Origin of the sequence: Actinomadura sp. 6N118 (assembly GCF_044326415.1) — a bacterium.
GTDB lineage: Bacteria > Actinomycetota > Actinomycetes > Streptosporangiales > Streptosporangiaceae > Spirillospora.
Genome location: NZ_JBIRAZ010000001.1, coordinates 618,261 through 636,994 on the forward strand (window position 1 = coordinate 618,261; position 18,734 = coordinate 636,994).

The 18,734-nt window shown below is 71.6% G+C and carries 15 protein-coding genes; 1 reads left to right on the top strand and 14 read right to left on the bottom strand.

Going from position 1 to position 18,734, the window contains the following annotated elements:
* Nucleotides 1-29: 29 nt before the first annotated feature.
* From ACH34W_RS02735 to ACH34W_RS02745, 3 genes are all read right to left on the bottom strand, one after another.
* The gene (locus tag ACH34W_RS02735) at nucleotides 30-1,151 is read right to left on the bottom strand and encodes a S1C family serine protease (protein ID WP_395959049.1); all 1,122 of its coding nucleotides are present in this window, start codon (nucleotides 1,149-1,151) and stop codon (nucleotides 30-32) included.
* A gap of 66 nt (nucleotides 1,152-1,217) precedes the next feature.
* Nucleotides 1,218-1,775 carry a DivIVA domain-containing protein gene (locus ACH34W_RS02740; RefSeq protein ID WP_395959050.1) on the bottom strand — a complete coding sequence of 186 codons (558 nt, stop codon included), beginning with the start codon at nucleotides 1,773-1,775 and terminating at the stop codon, nucleotides 1,218-1,220.
* Nucleotides 1,776-1,848: 73 nt separating this feature from the next.
* Nucleotides 1,849-2,829, bottom strand: a complete 981-nt coding sequence (locus ACH34W_RS02745; protein ID WP_395959051.1) for a phosphotriesterase — start codon at nucleotides 2,827-2,829, stop codon at nucleotides 1,849-1,851.
* A gap of 100 nt (nucleotides 2,830-2,929) precedes the next feature.
* Here ACH34W_RS02745 and ACH34W_RS02750 point away from each other — a divergent pair, with 100 nt between their 5' ends.
* Entirely contained in the window at nucleotides 2,930-3,535 is a 606-nt protein-coding gene (locus ACH34W_RS02750) for a TetR/AcrR family transcriptional regulator (RefSeq protein ID WP_395959052.1), read from the top strand.
* A 36-nt stretch (nucleotides 3,536-3,571) separates the two neighbouring features.
* On the opposite strand, the gene ACH34W_RS02755 is transcribed toward ACH34W_RS02750, so the two are convergent.
* The 11 genes from ACH34W_RS02755 to grpE form a co-directional block, all read right to left on the bottom strand.
* Entirely contained in the window at nucleotides 3,572-4,171 is a 600-nt protein-coding gene (locus ACH34W_RS02755) for a DUF1707 domain-containing protein (RefSeq protein WP_395959053.1), read from the bottom strand.
* A 201-nt stretch (nucleotides 4,172-4,372) separates the two neighbouring features.
* A complete protein-coding gene (locus tag ACH34W_RS02760) occupies nucleotides 4,373-4,834 on the bottom strand; it encodes a hypothetical protein (protein ID WP_395959054.1) in 462 nt (153 codons plus the stop codon).
* Between the two features lie 158 nt (nucleotides 4,835-4,992).
* A complete protein-coding gene (locus ACH34W_RS02765; protein ID WP_395959055.1) occupies nucleotides 4,993-5,883 on the bottom strand; it encodes an LLM class flavin-dependent oxidoreductase in 891 nt (296 codons plus the stop codon).
* 19 nt (nucleotides 5,884-5,902) lie between these two features.
* The gene (locus ACH34W_RS02770; RefSeq protein WP_395959056.1) at nucleotides 5,903-7,108 is read right to left on the bottom strand and encodes a multidrug effflux MFS transporter; all 1,206 of its coding nucleotides are present in this window, start codon (nucleotides 7,106-7,108) and stop codon (nucleotides 5,903-5,905) included.
* Between the two features lie 95 nt (nucleotides 7,109-7,203).
* Nucleotides 7,204-7,896: a PASTA domain-containing protein gene (locus ACH34W_RS02775; RefSeq protein WP_395959057.1), complete on the bottom strand. Its 693-nt coding sequence runs from the start codon at nucleotides 7,894-7,896 to the stop codon at nucleotides 7,204-7,206.
* A 166-nt stretch (nucleotides 7,897-8,062) separates the two neighbouring features.
* Nucleotides 8,063-9,787 carry a hypothetical protein gene (locus ACH34W_RS02780; protein WP_395959058.1) on the bottom strand — a complete coding sequence of 575 codons (1,725 nt, stop codon included), beginning with the start codon at nucleotides 9,785-9,787 and terminating at the stop codon, nucleotides 8,063-8,065.
* A 2-nt stretch (nucleotides 9,788-9,789) separates the two neighbouring features.
* Entirely contained in the window at nucleotides 9,790-12,213 is a 2,424-nt protein-coding gene (locus ACH34W_RS02785; protein ID WP_395959059.1) for a hypothetical protein, read from the bottom strand.
* Nucleotides 12,214-12,219: 6 nt separating this feature from the next.
* Nucleotides 12,220-13,506, bottom strand: a complete 1,287-nt coding sequence (locus tag ACH34W_RS02790) for a hypothetical protein (protein ID WP_395959294.1) — start codon at nucleotides 13,504-13,506, stop codon at nucleotides 12,220-12,222.
* Nucleotides 13,507-13,508: 2 nt separating this feature from the next.
* The gene (locus tag ACH34W_RS02795; RefSeq protein ID WP_395959060.1) at nucleotides 13,509-16,175 is read right to left on the bottom strand and encodes a hypothetical protein; all 2,667 of its coding nucleotides are present in this window, start codon (nucleotides 16,173-16,175) and stop codon (nucleotides 13,509-13,511) included.
* A gap of 32 nt (nucleotides 16,176-16,207) precedes the next feature.
* Nucleotides 16,208-17,791: an Hsp70 family protein gene (locus ACH34W_RS02800; protein ID WP_395959061.1), complete on the bottom strand. Its 1,584-nt coding sequence runs from the start codon at nucleotides 17,789-17,791 to the stop codon at nucleotides 16,208-16,210.
* Nucleotides 17,792-17,868: 77 nt separating this feature from the next.
* A complete protein-coding gene (grpE, locus tag ACH34W_RS02805) occupies nucleotides 17,869-18,732 on the bottom strand; it encodes a nucleotide exchange factor GrpE (RefSeq protein ID WP_395959062.1) in 864 nt (287 codons plus the stop codon).
* Between the last annotated feature and the right edge of the window lie 2 nt (nucleotides 18,733-18,734).

Below are 18,734 nucleotides of genomic sequence, written 5' to 3' on the forward strand. Positions count from 1 at the left end.
CAGCCGAGGCCTCCTGACGAAAGACCGGGCTACTGCGGGGGGCCGTTGCCAAGGGTCACGGGGGTGGCGAAGCGGTTGCCTGCCCGGTCGGTCCAGATGACCCGGACCGTGTCGCCTGGCTGGTGCTGGAGCAGGAGGTCGGTGAGACCGCCGGGGGAGTCGACCGGCTCGTCGTCCAGGGCGACGATGGTCGTTGAGCGGCGCAGCCCGTCCCGTTCGGCGGGCGTGCCGGGGAGCAGGCCGGTGATGAACGCGCCGTTGCCCTGGCCGCCGGACTGGGTGGTGGGAGTGCGGACCTGCACGCCGAGCAGCGCCGTACGGCCGATGTGCACGCCGTTGGAGGAGTCGCCGCGCTGGATCTGCCGGACGATGGCGAGTGCCTGGCGGGAGGTGATGGCGTAGCCCCGGGAACCGCCCTCCAATTTCATGCTGTAGTTGGCGGAGGCGGCCGTGTTCATGCCGATGACGCGGCCCCTGGTGTTGAGCAGCGGGCCGCCGGAGTCGCCGGGCTTGATCGGCGCGTTCGTCTCGATGAGCCCGTCCAGGCGCTCGGAACTGCCGTCGGACTGGTCGGTCGCGGTGATCTCCCGGTCGAGCGCGGTGATCGTGCCGGTGACGACCTCGGGGTTGCCGCCCTTGCCGCCCGCGTTGCCGACCGCGGTGACGACGTCGCCCCGGCGGGTGTCGCCGGTGGTGTCGAACACGGCGGGCTTGAGGCCGGCGGCCCCGGTCAGCCTGATCAGGGCGATGTCGCCGGCCTTCTGGTAACCGAGCACCTCGGCCCGGTAGGTGCGGCGGTTGTCGGTGTTGGTGCCCCTGATCTCGGTCGCGCCCTGGATCACGTGGTTGTTGGTGAGCACCAGGCCCGCGGAGTCGATGACGATGCCGGTCCCGGCCGCGCCCGAGTTGCGCAGGCCCTGCTCGGTGAAGATGTTGACGACGCCGGGCTTGCGTCCGCTCGGCTTCGTGCTCCTCGGCGCCTCGGCCGTGCTCTGGGGCGCGGCCACCGTGTCGCCTTGCTGCTGGAGTCCCGGGATCGGGCGGCCGAGCAGGACTGAGACCAGCGCGACAGCGGCCGCGACGACCAGGGCCGCGACGATGACGCAACCGCCCGCGGTACCGGCTCCGCGACCGCTCCGACTCTCGTGCAAGACGTGCCTCCTCAGGCGAGCGTTGCCCAGAAAACGGGCGATCTACACCGATATACGCGCGGAGAGTCAGCGGCGTTCGAGAAGCTCGCGAAGATACCGGCCCAGCGCCACCTCGACGGTCGGGCGGTCATAGCCACGCAGGACGACGTCCAGCCGCGGGTTGTTGAGCTCCTCGCGGGTCACCGGGACGCCGTTCAGCGGGGCGCGGCCGAGCGTGCCCCAAATGCGGGCGATGAGGTCGTTGACCTGGGCGCGGTCGTAGCCGCGGAACCGCACGGGGAACGAGTGCTCGCCGCGGATCTCGCTGAAGAGCGGGGTGTCGGGGGTGTCCTCGTCCGCGGAGCCCAGGATGAGCCCGAGACCCGCGTCGGGCTCGTCGAGGTCAGCGGGCAGCTCGACGCCCTCGTTGGCCGCCAGCTCCCGGCGGTAGGCGCGCATCATGCCGTCGACCTCGAAGCGGTCGTAGCCGCGCACCACGATGTCGAACTCGATCCAGCCGAACTCCTTCAGCGTGATCGGCTTGCCGGCGAGCGGCGCGCGGCCCAGCGTGCCTTCGACCCGGGCGACGAGCTCGTCCACCTGCCGCCGGTCGTAGCCGCGCATGACCACTGACAACTCCGGCATCAAGGGCACCTCCTGGCAGGAGAACTTATCTTCCCACCCACCGGGCGGCCCCGTCCTGAAACGGTCAGCTCGGTCAGCGCGGATTGAAGTAGCGCTGGGGGTTCTCGACGAGCATCTGGTCGATCTGGGCCTCGGAGACGTTCAGGGCGCGCAGGGACGGCAGGACGTCGTCGCTGATGTGCCGGTAGTTCCAGTTGGGCGCCATGCCGCGCACACTCTCGGGGTCGGGCCCGAACCAGTCCATGTAGCAGTGGGCGTCATGGCTGAGCACCATGCGGTCGGCGTAGCCGCGTTCGCAGAGGGCGGCGATCGTGCTGACCCGGTTGGCGGTGGGGTTGAGCAGGTCCAGCCCGAAGCGGTCCATGCCGAGGATCGCTCCCGTGTCGGCGAGCTCCATGAGGTAGTCGAGGTCGTTGCTGTCCCCGGCGTGCCCGATGACGACCTTGGTCAGGTCGACGCCCTCCTTGCCGAGCAGCTCAACCACGATCCGCCCGGCGTTGGTCTCGCTGTGGGTGTGCACGGTGAGCGGCGCGCCCGTCTCGCGGTGGGTCGCGGCGACGGCGCGCAGGATGCGTTCGACGCCCGGCGTGAGCCCCGGCGCGTCGATCGCGCACTTGAGGAAGGCGGCCTTGACCCCGGTGTCGGCGATGCCCTCGGTGATGTCCCGGGTGAAGTCGGCGACCATCGGCTCCGGCCCGCCCAGCAGCGTCCCGGGGCCGCGGTAGTGGAACTGGAACGGCACGTCGTCGTACGAGTAGATGCCGGTGGCGACGATGATGTTGAGCTCGGGCACGAGCTCGGCGATGCGCTTGATGCGCGGGATGTAGCGGCCGAGCCCCCACACGGTCGGGTCGGCGATCGTGGTGATCCCGCGGTCCACGAGCTGGCGCAGTTTGGTCACCGCGTCCTCGATCCGTTCGTCCTCGTCCCACCAGGCCCCGGTGCCGTAGTTCTCGAGGTGCTCGGTCGACAGGATGAACACATGCTCGTGCATGAACGTGCGGCCCAGCGCGGTGAGGTCGACGGGGCCACGGGCGGTCTCGACTGCGGGCATCGGGGTCTCCTCCGGCTGCATACCGACTGGTCGGTTTCTGGCAAGCTATGACCAGCCCGGTCACACGTCAATGGGCACACGCCGATGGGAGGGCCGCACGATGACAGATCGCCGGAGGGCGGCGACCCCGCGGTCCAGCCCGGTGGAGCGGCGGATCCTCGACGCGGCGGTGCGGCTGTTCGCCGAGCGGGGGTTCGACGGGACATCCGTCCAGGAGATCGTCATGGCGGCCGCGGTCACCAAGGGCGCCCTCTATCACTACTTCGACTCCAAAGATGATCTCCTCTACGAGATCTACCACACGCTGATCGCCCGCCAGCTGGCCGATCTCGACCGCGTGGTGGCGGCCGGGCGGCCCCCTCGCGAGACGATCCGCGCCATCCTCACCGAGCTGATCCAGAGCACCGCCGAGCACATCGACGAGGCGAAGGTGTTCTCCCGCGAATCGCACCGGCTGGACGAGGACTACATGCACGTGCTCCGTGCCGACCGCCGCCGCTATCACGTGACGTTCCGCCGTATCGTGGCCGCGGCCCAGAAGGAGGGCGTCTTCTCGAACGCGGCGTCAGCCGACACGGTGACCATCGTCGCCCTCGGCATGGTGAACCAGATGCCGTCCTGGTTTCGCGCCGACGGGGCCAAATCGGCGGCCGAACTCGCGGACGAGGTGACCGCCTTCGTGCTGGCCGCCCTGGACCCCCGCTAGCACCCACCCGCCGAATCCGAAAACTCACATGGAACGTTACGGGGTGCCGTAGGTGGGTGGGCGGCGGAGGAGCCAGGCCAGGAGGCTGCGGCGGGGTGGGCGGGCCACGATGCTGCCGCCGTCGACGGATCCTGCCACCTCGACACGGAGGGATGTCGTCGGGGCCTCGCCCGGGGGCGTGCGTACCTGGACGGAGCCGCTCCGGACCTTGACCTGGTCGGCGTCCACCTCGATGCCGGGCCTGGTCACGAGTGTCAGGCTGCCGCCGGTGACGGCTGCCATGATCCGCAGAGTCGGGTTGGTGATGACGGCTGTGGTCAGGTCCAGCACCACGCTGCCGCTGTCCACCGTGACCTCCAGAACGCGTGGCACGATCCACTGGCCTTCGCGCTTGGAGGAGGCGGCCTGGACGTCGATCTGGACCAGGTCCTTGGGGGCGGGCGGGCCGGTCAGGGGGAGGTCATTGACCAGCGTGACGAGCTCGCCCGCGGTGCGGGCGGCCAGCGCCTTCTCCAGGCGTTCGTCCAGCTCGTCAAGGGTCAGGCGGCCGTCACCGGCGGCGATCCTCAGCTGCTCGGCGACTCGATCCCGATCCGCGTAGGACACCCTCAGCTCGGGCGAGGTCTCGTCCGTCATGGTCAGTACAGTATGCGCCTTCTGGTCAGCGCGCCGGTGATCGGCAGAGGCGCCGCATCAGGGTGGTAACCGGTGCCCATTGCCCGGCTGTCGCAGAAGAGCTGAGCACTTATGGATTTTCGCGAGAAATCGGCTGGCGTAAGAGCAGCATGGCCCGGGCCGATGTGGTGGGAGGACATCGGCCCGGGCTTCAGTGGTCGATTACTTCCAGGCGCCGCACTTCACGTTGCTCCAGGAGTCCTTCATGCAGGCTCGGAAGACGAACTTGCCGCCCTTGTCCTTGACCCTCCAGTACTTCATGGAGCTCTGGTTCTTGTTGGTCCAGGAGGGGTAGAACTGGCGGACCACCCGGTTCGAGTACTTCACCTGAACGCCGACCTTGACGTACCTGTCCCTCGGTGAGAGGTCCTTGATCGTGCCGTTTGCGGTGAAGCCCTTCTTGTCCCAGCAGACCGTGCCGGTGACCCGGACACGCTTGGAGATTTCGCTCTTGGTGCTGCGGCACTTGCGCGCGTTCGTCTCCGCACCGGAGTCGGCCGCCTGGACGACGGTCGCTTGGGCGGCGGGAGCGGCGGACGCCGGGCCGGCGGTGAGCGCCATCGCGCCCGACATTGCGGCGCCGGTGACCAGCAGCGCTCCGGTCCGTGCGAGTGTCGATGCCATGGACGAATTCCTTTCGGCTTTTCAACGGCCGAATTGCCGTTGATCGATCAGCCATAAAGTTAGGGCCCCGGTATTGGCGGCCCCAGGGCCCTAGGGCCCACCCAGGGGCCTCAAGAATTCGCTGACAGCAGGAAGATTTGTGCGCTTTGGGTGTCTCTCTAGCGGCGAGTTTGGAGGGGGAGGGCGGCGTCGCGGACGTCGGCCAGTTCGGTGTCCCAGTCGGGTGGCGCGGCCAGGGGTGCCAGGACGAACTTGGAGAGGCCTGCCTCGATCAGGTGCTTGAGGTGGGTCTCCAGGTTCTCGAGGGTGGGGACCACGTCGTCCAGCGGGGCGGGGCCTCGGACGGCTCGGGCTCGGGTGAAGCGGGCTTCGAGCTGGGGGTCGATGGGACCGCGGCGGTACGGGACGACGGCGCCGAAGTGTTCTTCCTCGATCTCGCGGCCGGTCTCAGCGGCTGCCTGCTGGATGAGGATGCGGCCTCGTTCGCCTTCGGCGGGGGTCATGAACGCGGCGAGCCAGCCGTCGGAGAGGCGGCCGGTACGGCGCAGTTCGGCGTCGGAGGCGCCGCCCATCCAGACGTCGAAGCCCCGTTTGGCGGGCTTGGGCAGGACGCGGAGATTCTCGTAGTGGAAATGCGTGCCGTGGTGGGTGACTTCGTCCTCGGCCCAGAAGCGGCGGAGGAGGGGGAGCGCCTCTTCGAAGATGGCGGCTCGTTCCTCGCGGCGGACGCCGAAGGCCTGCTGCTCGCCGACGTTGCGCAGACCCAGGCCGAACGCGGGGAGCAGGCGGCCGTTGGAGAGATTGTCGAGCGAGGCCATCTCCTGGGCGACCAGCGCAGGCTGGCGGCCGGGCAGCGTCATGACCGAGGTGCCGAGTTTGATGCGGGAGGTCAGTGCGGCGGCGTAGGTGAGGGCGACGACGGGGTCCGGGGACGGGCCGGTCGCGCGTTCGGAGACCCAGAGGGAGTCGAAGCCCTCGCGTTCGAGGCCCAGGGCCAGGGCGCGGAGGTCGGTCGTCGCTGGGGCGTTGTAGCCGATTCTGACGATCACATCCCGACCGTACGTTCGGTTAGTTCTTTGACGCAACCCTTGCGACGAGCGCGGCGGCCAGTGCGGTCGCGGCGATGGTGACGGCCATGGGGACCGCGGTGTCCGGGCCGAGGATCCCGGCCAGGGGGGCCGCGGCGCCGCCGATGCCGAACTGGGCGAGCCCGAGGAGGGCGGAGGCGCTGCCCGCGACATTGGCCGGCCGGCCGGAGAGGGCCAGCGCTGCGGCGTTCGGCAGGACGAGACCCTGGCCGGAGACGACGAGGAAGAGCGCCGGGAGGACGGCCGGCGGGCCGAGATCGGCGAGCACGGCGAGCAGGAGGCCCGCGCCGCCGGTCGCGACGATGGTGAGGCCGGCGGCCAGCAGCCGGCCGAGCGCCACCCGGCCCGCCAGGCGCCCACTGACCTGACCTGCGAGGACGATGCCGAGCGCGTTGACGCCGAAGACCACGCTGAACGCCTGGGGCGACATCCCGTAGATGTCCTGGAGGACGAACGGGGAGCCGGAAATGTAGGTGAACATCGCTGCGAAGGCCAGACCGCCGGACACCGCGTACGCGACGAACGGGCGGTCGGACAGCAGGGTCCGGAACGTCGGGAGTGTGGCGGCGCCTGTGTCGCGGCGGTCGGGCGGCAGCGTCTCGCGCATGCCGAGAAGTGCGGCCAGGAACATCGCCACGCCGATCGCCGAGAGGACCGCGAAGACGCCGGGCCAGGGCATGACGCGGAGGATCTGGCCGCCGAGCACCGGTGCGAGGATCGGCGCGAGGCCGTTCACCAGCATCAGCATCGAGAAGAACCTGGCCGCCTCCGCACCGTCGTACAGGTCGCGGACGATGGCACGGGCGATCACGATGCCGGCGGCGCCGGCCGCGCCCTGGATCAGCCGGAACGCGATGAACGTCTCGACGGTGGGCGCCACGACGCACAGCAGCGAGGCCGCCGCGTAGGCGAGCAGGCCGATGAGCAGCGGGCGGCGGCGGCCCCACCGGTCGCTCAGCGGGCCGGCGATCGCCTGCCCGGCGGCGAGCCCGACCACGCAGGCCGTCAGCGTGAGCTGGGCCTGCATCGCGCCGGTCGACAGGTCGGTGGCGATCCGGGGCAGCGCCGGAAGGTACATGTCGATCGACAACGGCGCGATGGCGGTGAGCGCGCCCAGAATGACGATCAGGCGCAGGCGGTGGTCGTCCGCGGGGGCCGGGGCGGTCTTGCGCACCACCTGGGTCATGGCGTGTCGTTACCTCTCGTGGTCGGCTTCCATGAGAGGTAACGGAGTAACTGTCAGTTATCTGCCGCGTCAGGAAGTGCGATGCGTCACAGTGTTCACCGGAGTGTGAGCGTGATCGTGGAGCCGCGCAGGTAGACGGCGCCCGGGCGTGGTTGCTGGGTGGCCACGACGGTGCCCGTGTTGGCCAGGGTGATCTGGAAGCCCAGCATGGCCGCGGTGCTGCGTGCCTGCTCCTCGCTCAGCCCGATGAAGTACGGCACCGCGACCTGTTTGCCGGTGATCGAGCCGCCCTGGCCCGCGGAGACGTAGAGGGTGACCGGGGCGTCGGATCGCACGGTGGTTCCGTCGGCGGGGTAGGCGCGTACGACCAGCCCCGCCTCCTGCGAGGACGGCACGCGGATGACCGCGCCGAGCGGGATCTTGCGCGCCGCGAGCTGGCCGACGGCGGACGTGGTGCTGAGGCCGGTCACGGCCGGGAGGGTGACCGGCGGGGCCGTGGAGGTTCCGCTCGGGGCAGGGCTCGGGGGCGGCTCCTGCTGGCCGGAGGGGGCCTGACCGGCCGGGGCCCTGGAGGCGTTCGGCGATGCGCCGCCCAGGAGCAGGGTGAGCCCGAAGACGCACGCCACGGCCACGCTCATGATGCCGGCCATGAGGACCATGGCCCGCACCGACATTTCGGGCTCGGTGTGGTCCGGTGGCGGGTCCTCCGTGACGGCGGACTTCACGTGGGAGCCGGCGACGGGCACGTCCGGGGCCTGCGCCGGCCCGCCTGGATATTGCTCGGGCATATGCTGCCCCCATCCTCTGGCGGGGTCTGAACCCCTCTTGTTCGATGGGACGCCCGCTCACGTGCCAGAGTTCGCCCCACCCGCATATAGGCATATACCCGGCCAGGCTGATCAGCCCCAGACGAGCCGCTCAACCCTGGGGAGCTGTCAGCCGCGTGGGGAGCTGTCAGCCCCAGGGGAGTCGTGCGGCTGCGACGACGACCGAGGCGGCCATGGCCGCGATCATGAGCACTGAGAGGCCGGTGAGGACGGCCCAGCGGCCCAGCTGGTACCCCAGCGGCACCCGCGAGGCGTCCCGTCCCCGGACGGGCCAGGGGGAACGCAGCGGAGCCGTCCCGGGCACCTCGCCCGCCGCCGGCGTGGATGGACGATCGGTGGAGGCTCCGTTCACCGGCAGGCCCGACACCCATCCCAGCAGACCGGCGACGTCGGCGGGGTCGGTCTCCAGCCCGGAGCCGAGATACCGCACCTGGCCGGCGACCTGGTCGAGCGTGCGCACGGTGTTGCCGAGGCCGACCTCGCCGAGCCACCCGCGCAGGTCGGTGCCGTTGAGCAGCGGCCGTCCGATCTCGGTGCGCACGAGCAGGTCGGTCTTGGTGACGACGACCGCCACCCGCCGCTGCCTGCCGCGATCGGGGCGGGACCGCAGCTCGTTGAGCACGCGCTGCAGCGTGTCGGCGGGGTCCTCCTCCGAGGAGGCGGCGGATCCGTCCACGACCCCGCGCTCGTCATCGGTCAGCGACCGCCGGACCTGCGGCAGCGCGAACGGGTCGACGACGAAGAGCAGGGCCTCGCCGTGATCGAGATAGCGCAGCGACTCGACCTCGGTCGCGCCGGTGTAGTGCTCGCCCGCGGGGTCGAAGAGGTAAAGGATCCGGCGCGCGCGCCCGGGCAGCTCCACATCCACCATCGTGGCCAGAGGCAACTCAGGCCCTGTCTTGGCCAGCTGCCCGCCCCGCTGGAACTCCCTGATGGCCCCCGCGTACGCCTGCGCGTGCCGCTGTTCGACGAACGCGAGCCGTCCTTCCACCGCACTCGCCCGGGCGTGCAGGGCCCTGATCCCCAGGAACATGAACGTGGTCTTCCCGGCCGCGGGCCCGCCCACGAACGGCAGGGGCTCGACCCGCACCCGCCCGATGCGTTCGGGCAGCCTCCCGTCGCAGTGCGGGCAGTAAGCCGCGAGCCGGAAACGCCCCAGCGGAACGGTCGTCGGCAGCCGCGCCCCGCACCGGCAGACGTGCCGGAACGCCCCGCCGGACCCCGGTGTCAGCCTCGGATGGCGGGCGCCGCATCCCGGGCATTCGTAGACCGGAAGCCCGACCTTCTCGTAACAGAAGGGATGCGGGCAGGTCTGCAGGATCCGCCCGTACGCCATGAAGAGCCGCTCGACCGCCGCGAGGACGAGGACGCACACCATCCAGCCCGCGAGCCCGATGGCGGCGACCACCCCGTACAGTACGGTCAGGACGACGCCCAGGATCACCGCCGGCACGGCCGCCGCCACGATCCCCGCGGACAGCGCCAGCCAGAACGGGAACGTGAAGAAGCCCCACAACCCCCCGAGCAGGACGGTCTGGGTCAGGACCGTGAGGGCGCCCACCGCGCGGTTCCAGATCCCGGGGACCACCCTCCGGGCGATCGCCCACCAGTCCCGCCACACCTGAGCCAGCAGGTAGTGCCGATACGACACCTCCGGTGCCGAGACCGGTGACGGTCCGTCCACCGAGGTGGGGGCGAGCGTCCGCCAGGCGTGCAGGTAATAGAAGCCGAGGGCGCCGATCGCGGCCCCGATCAGCGTGACCGGGAAGAGATACGGGAACACGATCACGAACCCGACATACATGATCGCGACCCAGACGGCGGCGAGCAGCAGGACGGCGATCATCTGCATGGTCAGTCACCCCGCCCGGAGCCGCGCGTCTCGGCGATCAGGTCCCTGAGCGCGCCGCGCAGCTCGCGGTCACCGGAGAAGTAGGCCTCCAGCTGCCGGGACGGCAGGAAGCGTGACAACGCCGCACGCGCCCACGCCTCCAAGGAAGGCTCGGTGATTCCGCGCACACGCAGCCGCAGGACGACCTCCACCAGATCATTGCGCCGCGCGTTCTCCGCCGAACGCACCGACGGCCGGGCGAGGGCCCGGCGGCTGGAGGCCGGCTCGGCCGTCCAGGAAGCGGCCAGCCGCGCCCGCACGGTATCGGACGCGGTGGCCAGCAGCGCCGCCCGGAACCGCGGCTCCCGCCGGGCCACCCGCCGCGCCGCTCCGTCGAACGCGGCCTCGGCCAGCCGTGGTGAGGCGCCCGCGCCGACCAGCGTGCCGAACGCCGCCGCCGCCCGTTCCGGCCGTTCAGCGGTCACCACGTCGGCGTACGCCTGGACCGCGGCGCCGTCACGTTCGGCGCCCGTCCCCGGTAGCAGCGTGCGCACCCGTGCCGCCAGCCGCAGGGTCGCCGCCTCAGCCAGCGCCGCCGCCTCCCCTGAGGTGGCCGAACGGGCGAACGTACGGGACGGCAGCGCGCTCAACTCCGGGTGTTCGAGCATCGCCTCGGAATGGGCCTCCAGAAGTTCGAGGCACTCGGCGACGGTCGGCGGCTTGTCCCAGACCCGGCTCAACAGCGGGCCGAGCTCGCCGGTGCCGCGCCCGATCCGCAGGAGCTCCCCGGTGACCGCGAGGCGCCGGTCCCGGCGCCGGTGGCCGACCGAGGCGAGCACCGCGAGCCCGACGGCCGGGGTCGCGGCCAGCCGGTCCGGCTCCTGCTCGAACAGCAGGTCGCACGCCGTGTTCGTGAGCACCGCGTGCCGCGTCTTCTCGCTGGCGGCCGCGAGTCCCGCCAGCACGCCCGTCAGCACGGGTTCCCGGGCCTCGGGCGGGCAGACCGACAGGGCAGTCGGAAGATCCGCGGCCCCGGCTTCGGCTCGTTCGGCCGCGACCGCCGTCACCTCGGCCTCGGACGGCGCGGCTCCCGCTCCGGCCGCCACCGCGACCACCCGTACGGCCTCGGTCAGATCAGGTGCCGCCGCCAGCGCGGCGGCGACCTGCAGGACCAGGCCATCGTGCGAGCCGGCCGGGAGCGCGTACGCGGGCAGCCGATCCCGTACGGACGGATCCGACAGGGCGACCACGGTGGCCCGCAGCGCGCACTGACCGGCGACATCGGGAGCCCCGGCGTCCAGAGCCCAGTCATGGATGGCCAGCGCGAGGTCGAACCCGATCGACGGAACGCCCCGTACGAGATCCCGCCAGACCCACTCGGGCACCGCACGACCATGCCGCGTCAGCATGCCCGCGACGGCGGCCTCCTCCTCCGCTGAGACGGCCGCGTCGCCCCGGCACAGCGCCAGCAACCCCGCCGCCCGGTCGAGCACGCCGGGATCGATCCGGTCCGGATCCAGCAAGGCAAGCTCGCCCAGCGCGTCAAGCCCCGCGAAGTCCAGAGCCTGCCAGCACCGCGCCACTGTCTGCCCGAACCGCCCCGCCCCCGCCTCGCCAGAACCATCCACATCGTCTGAACCACCGGTCCGGTCGGAACCACCGGTCCGGTCGGACCCGCCTGCGCCATGCCGTAGATCGACCGATAGCAAGGCCGTGGTGTGGTGTTGCGCGCTTGCCCACACGTCCGGCGTCGTGCCGACCAGGCGCTGGGCGGCGCTGCCGGGGTCGGCGCTGTAGGTGACGAACGACATCCGGGCCGCGGCGGCGACCGGCAGCGAATAGGACACCACCGCGATCCAGCGTGCGATCTGCTCGACGTCGTCCGCGACGAGGACGACCCGGCCGTGGCCCTGTCCCAGCACCGCGACGACCGCGTCGATCAGCCGGGTCAGGAGGTCGTACGGGGCGTCCTTGTCGTCTCCGGAGCACGCCTCGGCGAGCCATTCGGCGAGCATCTCCGGCTCGAACGCGGCGCCCGGGATCAGCTCGTCGAGATCGGGCAGTTCCCCGGCGTCCTCGGGATGCCGCGACCACAGCGGCGCACGCCACAGCTCGGCGGGCCGCAGTCCCTCCAGCTCGTCCGGATCAGCCACCACGGCGTGGGCGAAGAAATTGCCGTATCGCCCCGAGTAGTCCTGGCCCAGATAGCGGCACCACAGCAGCAGCGCCCGCTCTCCTGCCCGGTCGTACAGGAACGTGACGGGGAAACGGCCGAGCTCATCCTCGTCCGGATTGAGCGGAGCGCTGGGCGGCGGCCGGTAGGACAGGTGCGGGGTGACGGCGGCGCGCACACCCTCAGGCAAGCCCGGAGTCTCGGCGACGAACTGGAATCCGGCCCGGCCGGTCGGGCCACGCCGTGCCGAGGTGTAGTGCAGCTGCCAGGCCACGGGTGCTCACATCCCGGCGGCCCGGCGCCCGAAGCGCCCGGGGCCGGGACGGGAGCCGGCCAGCATCCCGAATCGGTAGAGCAGCCACAACAGCGGATCTTCAGCCCGGTACGGCCGCACGCCTCCCGCGCCCACCTTGCCGTCGTGCGGTATCCCGCCGAGCGCCGACAGCCCGAACAGCGCGTACTCCGCGTACTGCTGCCGCAGGTAGAGATCGAGGCCGCCCGCCTGCCAGTCGTGCAGCATCGCGCGGACCTGTTCGTCGACCGCCTCGCGGTCGTCGAGGTCCAGCACGCCCACACCATCGCGCGTCCGCTGCAGGGCCGACTGCTTCAGCAATCCCGGCCGCAACGCGTCGATCTTCGTCAGTGCGACCGCGACCGGGACGCGCAGCCGGTCACCCGGCTTCGTCCCGTTCCGTTCCCGCAGCGCCTCGGTCACCCGCGCGATGATGTTGATCGGCTCGCTGTCCGGGTCGTCGGACGTCGCGGGCGGCGGCAGCCCGTCGGCGACCTCGGCCCGCGCCCCGGGCAGCTCCAGCGGGTCGACCAGGAAGATGATCGCGTCGGCCGCCTCCAGATACCGCAGATGCAGGTCCCGGACCTCCCGGCTGCGGAGGTCCTCCCCGGCGGTGTCGAAGAGCACCAGCGCGAGCGAGTCGTTGCGGCTCCGCGCGAGCCGGCCGCTCCCGAGTCGGCCGCCCCCCAACCCGCCGCCGCTGCGGCTCCGCGTCAGCAGGTAGACCAGCGGCTCGCGCGGGCTGGTCGCCGCGCTCGTCGTGGTCGGCAGGAGCCGCCGCTCCTCCAGCAGGGGCCGGGCGAAGTCGCGCTTGTAACGTTCGATCGTACGGTCGTCGCACGCCACCAGGGAGGCGTCCAGTTCGGTGCCGACGCGGTTCATGAGCTCGTGGAGGAGCACCGCGATGTAGGTGCTCTTGCCCGCGTTCTTGGCGCCGACCAGGGCCACGATCCGGCCGGGGGAGTCGCAGTACGCGGACGGCAGCGAGTTGTGGCACTCAGGGCAGACGCGGCTCCCGGTCTCCTGGCCGCAGTCCGGGCAGGCGGCGCGGCTGCGGCGCCCCGACGCGGGGAAGACCGGCGGCAGTGACGCGCCCGCCGTCGACCCCGTGTAGTCGGCGAGCCGCTGGTCCAGAACGGGGGCACAACCAGGCCTGCGTCCCGCCTGCCCCCGGCAGCGGAACCGCACACGCTGCAATGGCACGACGGCGAAGCAGTACGGGCACTTGACGTCGTCCTTGGCGTGCACGCCGGGAAAGCGGGCCTTGTCGAGCATCGTCACCTCGTGACCTGGAGGCGGCGGACCGGAGGGTCGCTGAGTTCGATGACATCATCATCGGCGAAGCAGCGCAGCCAATATGGCCCGGACACCTGCGGCATGGGAAGGGACACTTCCCCCGGAACCGGTATCTCTTCCCACGCACCGATGGTCTCGCCGTCACCGGCGCGATGCGGCATGACCCGTCCCGTGCGCAGGACGAGCGCCAGCCGGGCGACCCGCAACGGGCGGCCGGCCGACAGTCTGATCGTGAGCGACCGCCGCCACGGGGGTCCGCTGCGTTCGAGGTCGTACGCGACGACGGTGTGCGCGGCGACCTCCGCGCTCACCGACGGGCCGGTGACCCGGGCGTCGCCGACCGTGCCGGTCGCCGCCACCTGCAGCTCGACCGGCTCGTCCTCGGGCACCGGCAGCCTGATCCCGCCCTGAGTGTCGTACGCGGCGCGGGTGACGATCTCGCGCTCGGGGCCGGCGTCGATCCGCGCTGTGCCGATCCGGTCTGCGCCGGACGGCTCTGCGCCGGGCCGCCCTGTGCTGATCTGCTCTCTGCCGATCCGGTACGTCAGCTCGACCTCCGCGACGTCCGCCGGCCAGTCGAACCCGACGTGCACGAACGCGCCGCGCCGCTCGGCGACCACACGGCGCGGCGGCGGCAGGTTGACGTGCCGGTGATACGCGCCGACCGCGGCCATGTCCTCGGCGACGCTCACCGCGAGCAGCCAGCCGCCCGCTCCGGGACGCACCGCCAGCCCGCCCTTGATCGGCGTGCCCGGCACAAGGCGGCCGGCCTGCCGTACCTCCTCGACGGGGAGCAGCGCGCTGCGCGGCCACGGTGGCGGACCCGTGGTGAGCACCAGTTCGACCGTGCCGTGCCGCGGCGGCTCGAACCGCACCAGCAACGACTCCGGATCGGAGGGATCCGGCTCGGCGGTGAGCTCGTACACCGGCTCCGGCGGGGCGCTCGGCGTGACCGATGTCCGGACGCCGGGTGTCACCACCTCCCGGCCGTCCGCGTCCAGGTAGACGGCGCAGATCCGGTAGTGATGGGTGACGCCGTTCGGCACCCGCTCCTGGAATCCCTCGCGTCCGGCCGCGATCGCCTTCCCGCCGCGGACGACGAGGGCGCGCGCGGCCTCCGGTGGGCACTGCCATCGGCCGGTCACGACGCCGTCGCCTGAGATCAGCTCGACCTCGCGGGGCTCGGGTCGAACGATCACGGGTCCGGCCACGGCGGGTGCCGCGGCGGCCTCGCCCCGGACCGCGACCACGCCGTAGTAGAGCGGCACGTTGACCGGCGGGTGATCGTCGTGCGGGCCGGGGAGCGCCTCGCCGTCGGCGGCGTTCCGCGGCGGCCGGTCACGGCGCCGCACCAGGTGGTAGATCACCTCTCCGGCGGTGGACGAGGAGCCGGACCACGACAGCCGTACGCGGGTGTCATCACCCGTGTCACTGTCCACGTCGGCGCTCAATGCGGGCACCTGGCGCGGAGGGAGGCGCCGCTGGTGGTCCGCGGCCCCGGGCAGGTCGCCGACGAGCTGGAGGGCGTCGGCGAGGAGCCGCCAGGCTGTGTCCGGATTTTGTTCGCTCACGGCGGCCTCGCGCAGCCGTACGGCGGTGGCGACCCGGCGCCGGGCCTCCGCCGCCAGCATGGTGGCCTTCTCGTCGTCATCCTCGGAGGCCGCGTCGGCCATCTCGGCGGCCGCGTAGACCTCGCCGCCGTCGAGCAGGGCGCGCAACCGCCCGGCCAGGCCGCCGCCCGGTCCGCTCTCGCGCAGCACGGCGAACACCAGCCGGCGCGCGTCGCCCGGCTCGATGCCCAGATCCTCCATCGCGTGCCGCAACAACGCCCGCTCGGACGCACGCTGGCGCATCCGTTCCCGGAGCCGTTCCACCAGGTCGTAGAGCGTCAGGTCAGTCAGATCCACGTCCGAACGCAACGAAGCCAGGACGGTGTCGGCGTGGGTGAGGCTGCTGTCGCGGCTGCGGCGTGCCCATTGCGCGGCGACCGCGGTGACGGCCGGGCCGTCCAGGCGCAGCGGGCCGCCTTCCGAGACCGGCGCGGAGAAGCCGTCCAGCACCCGCATCGGACCGGCCAGCCGCGCCCCGAACAGGAAGTCGGGCAGGTGGCGGCGGCCGAGCACGTCGAGTGACTCGCGCACCTTGCGGTACGCGGGGTACGGCGGCGTGGAGGGCAGTACGTCGGGCTCGCGGATCTCGATCCGGTCGGTGGCGGCCACCGACTCCAGTTCGTCGCGCGTCACCCCTCCGGCGCGCGCGATGTCCTCCACCTCGCCGGGGGTGACCATCCGCAACATCCCCGCCGCGTCGGCGAGCCGGGCGCGGGCCTGCGACATCCGGTGCCGCGTCCGCTCCTGCCCGCCGCGCAGCCGTTCGGCCAGCGGCCGGAGATCACCGCGGTCGGCGGCGGCGAAGATCGGTGCCAGCTCGCGGTGCTCCGCCTCCAGCCGGTCGATGAGCTTGCGGTACTTCAGCTGTCCTCGGGCCCGCCGCCAGCACTGGCGGACGAGCTTGACCTGCGACGCCACGGTGACGGCCGCCAGCGGCTCGGTCAGCGCATAGCGGATGCGCAGGTCCTCGGGCGGCTGGTCGCCGGCGGCGCGGGCGGGTTCGAGGACCGCCCGCTTGTAGTCGTCGTCGAAGGTCACCCGGTCCCACCTTTGAGAAATTCCAAGGGGCGTCAGCTGACCCGCACCCTCGACAGGGCCGTACGGGACTTCTCGACCTCCTCCTCCGACATCCCGCCGACGTCGATCTTGAGCTCCAGCCGTTCGCCGGTCTCCTTCTCCACCGCGGTGACGTGCAGCAACCCGGAGGAGTCGAGGGTGAAGGTCACCTCGATCGGCCAGCCGGCCTTCTTGCCCTGCGGGATGCGGACTACGCCCGTGGCGATCTCGGTGTTGTCGATGAGCTCGGGGGACTCGACGCTGCCCGCCTGCTCCATCACCCGGATGTCGGCCGAGGTCTGGTCGTCGTAGACGGTGAAGAAGTCCTCGGTCTTGGCGGCCGGGAGCTCGTCGTTGGCGTGCACGAGGTGCGCGACGTTCTCGGCGGAGGTCTCGCGGTCGACCACGACGATGCCGAACGCGTGCGACGCGACCGTCTTGATCTGGCGCCCGGCGATCTGCCGCTGCTGCTCGGCCGACAGGCCCGCGCGGCCCGCCATCTCCTCGGCGCGGTCCTGCTCGCCCGCCGCCAGCAGCCGCCGGTAGGTCTCCTCGAACGCGTACAGCGCGGCGCCCTTGGCCACCGCGAGGTCGGGGTCCTGCAACCGCGGCGCCAGCCCCAGCTCGGTCTCCAGCCGCGCCGCCACCACCGGCATCTTGGTGGACCCGCCGACCAGCACCAGGTCGTCGTAGTCGTCGACGCCCTTCTCGGCGGCGGTGGACAGGGTACGGCCGGTGATCTCGATGGTGCGGTCGAGGAGGTCCTTGGTCAGCTCCTCGAGCTTCTCGCGCGTGATCTCGATCGCGGCGACCCGGCCGTCGTGCATCACCCGGACGGTGTGCGCCGTGCGAGTGGTGAGCGCCTTCTTGGCGTCCTCGGCGTCGCGGCGCAGTTGCTGCTCGGTCTGCTTGTCGTCGAGCGGGTCTCCGGCCTCGGGGTGCTCGGCGCGGAACCGCTCGGCCAGGTATTCCACGAGCCGGGAATCCCAGTCGGCGCCGCCCAGCTCGTGGTCGCCGTCGGTGCAGACCACCTCGATATGGCCGGAGCGCAGCGCGATGACCGTCGTGTCGAACGTGCCGCCGCCAAGGTCGTACACCAGGATGGTCCGGTCCTGTTCGGGGTTGAGCACGCCGTAGGTGATCGCGGCGGCGATCGGCTCCGACACGATGTCGATGACGTTGAGGCCCGCGATCCGTCCTGCCTTGCGGGTGGCGTCGCGTTCGGCCGCGCCGAAGTAGGCGGGCACGGTGACCACCACGTCGCGGGCCTCCTCGCCCGTGGTGGTGCGCGCGTCGGTGGCCAGCTTGAGCAGGATGAACGCCGACAGCTCCTCGGGCGCGTAGTCGAACCCGTGGATCTGGCGCGTCACGTCGCGGCCCATGTCCCGTTTGATCAGGCTGACCACGTTGTCGGGCGCGAGCACCGCGGTGTCCTTGGCGGTGGCGCCGACGACCACGTTGTCGCCGCTCTCGAAGTAGACGACGGACGGCGTGGTGTCGGTGCCCTCGAGATTGCGCAGGACCGCGGGCCGTCCCACATCGTCGATCGAGGCAATGCAGGAGTAGGTGGTTCCCAGGTCGATCCCGTAGACAGCCATGTCCCTCTCACCAATCGATACCGGGGGCGTGGTGTTCATGGTCCGTGACCGGCGGGCGGACGTCCATCCGGCCCGAGTTAATCACTCGCTCCGCTCTGGTGTTCATCGTCTCGCTCCACCCCGGTTTCGCGCAGCGGTTCGGAAGCGCCAGGTCCGGCCGTGCCGGACTTGGCGGATTCGGGCACCGAATCCGCCGCGGATTTTGCCGTGGCTTTGACCGCCGGCTTGGCGGCGGCCTCCGCGACGGTGGATTTGGCCGCGGCCTCCGCCACCGTCAGCTTGGCCGCAGCCTCCGCGACCGTGGGTTTGGCTGCGGGTTCCGCTGTCGTGGTCTGGGTGAGTGTGGGGGCCGGAGGTGCTTCTGGGACGGCCTTGCCGACGGAGACCTCGGCCTTGCGCACCACCCGGCCGTCCTGCTCGAACCCGTCGGTCCGGACCGCGACCACCGAGCCGGCCAGCGCCGGGTCGGTCACGGGCTCGACTGCGACGGGGCGGTGCCGGGTTGCGTCGTACGGCTCGCCAGGCTCGACGGTGAAACGTTCGACGCCCGTACGTGCCAGCGTGTCGGCGACCTCGTCGGCCACGGCGGCCAGCAGTGACGCGGCGTCCGCAGGGCTCGGCGGCTCCGGCGCGGACCACCGTTCGGAGCCACCGCGGGCCAGGTCGTGCAGGCGGTAGAGCGCGGAGCGCAGCGGTTCGAGGGTGGCCTGGAGCTCGCCCCGGCGGAGCCGCTGGTTCTCCTCGTGGAGCCGGTCGATGACCGCCTCCCGGTGCGTGGCGCGCTCGTGCTCGCGGGCGAGTTCGCGGTCGAACCGCGCGGCCAGCCCGGCGAGGGCGTCCCTGATCTCGGCCTGGAAGTCCGGCGCGGGATCGCCGCCGGAGTTCCCCCCGGCGTCCTCCCCCGCGTCCCGGCTGACAGGCTCATCCCGAGCGGTCGACACGT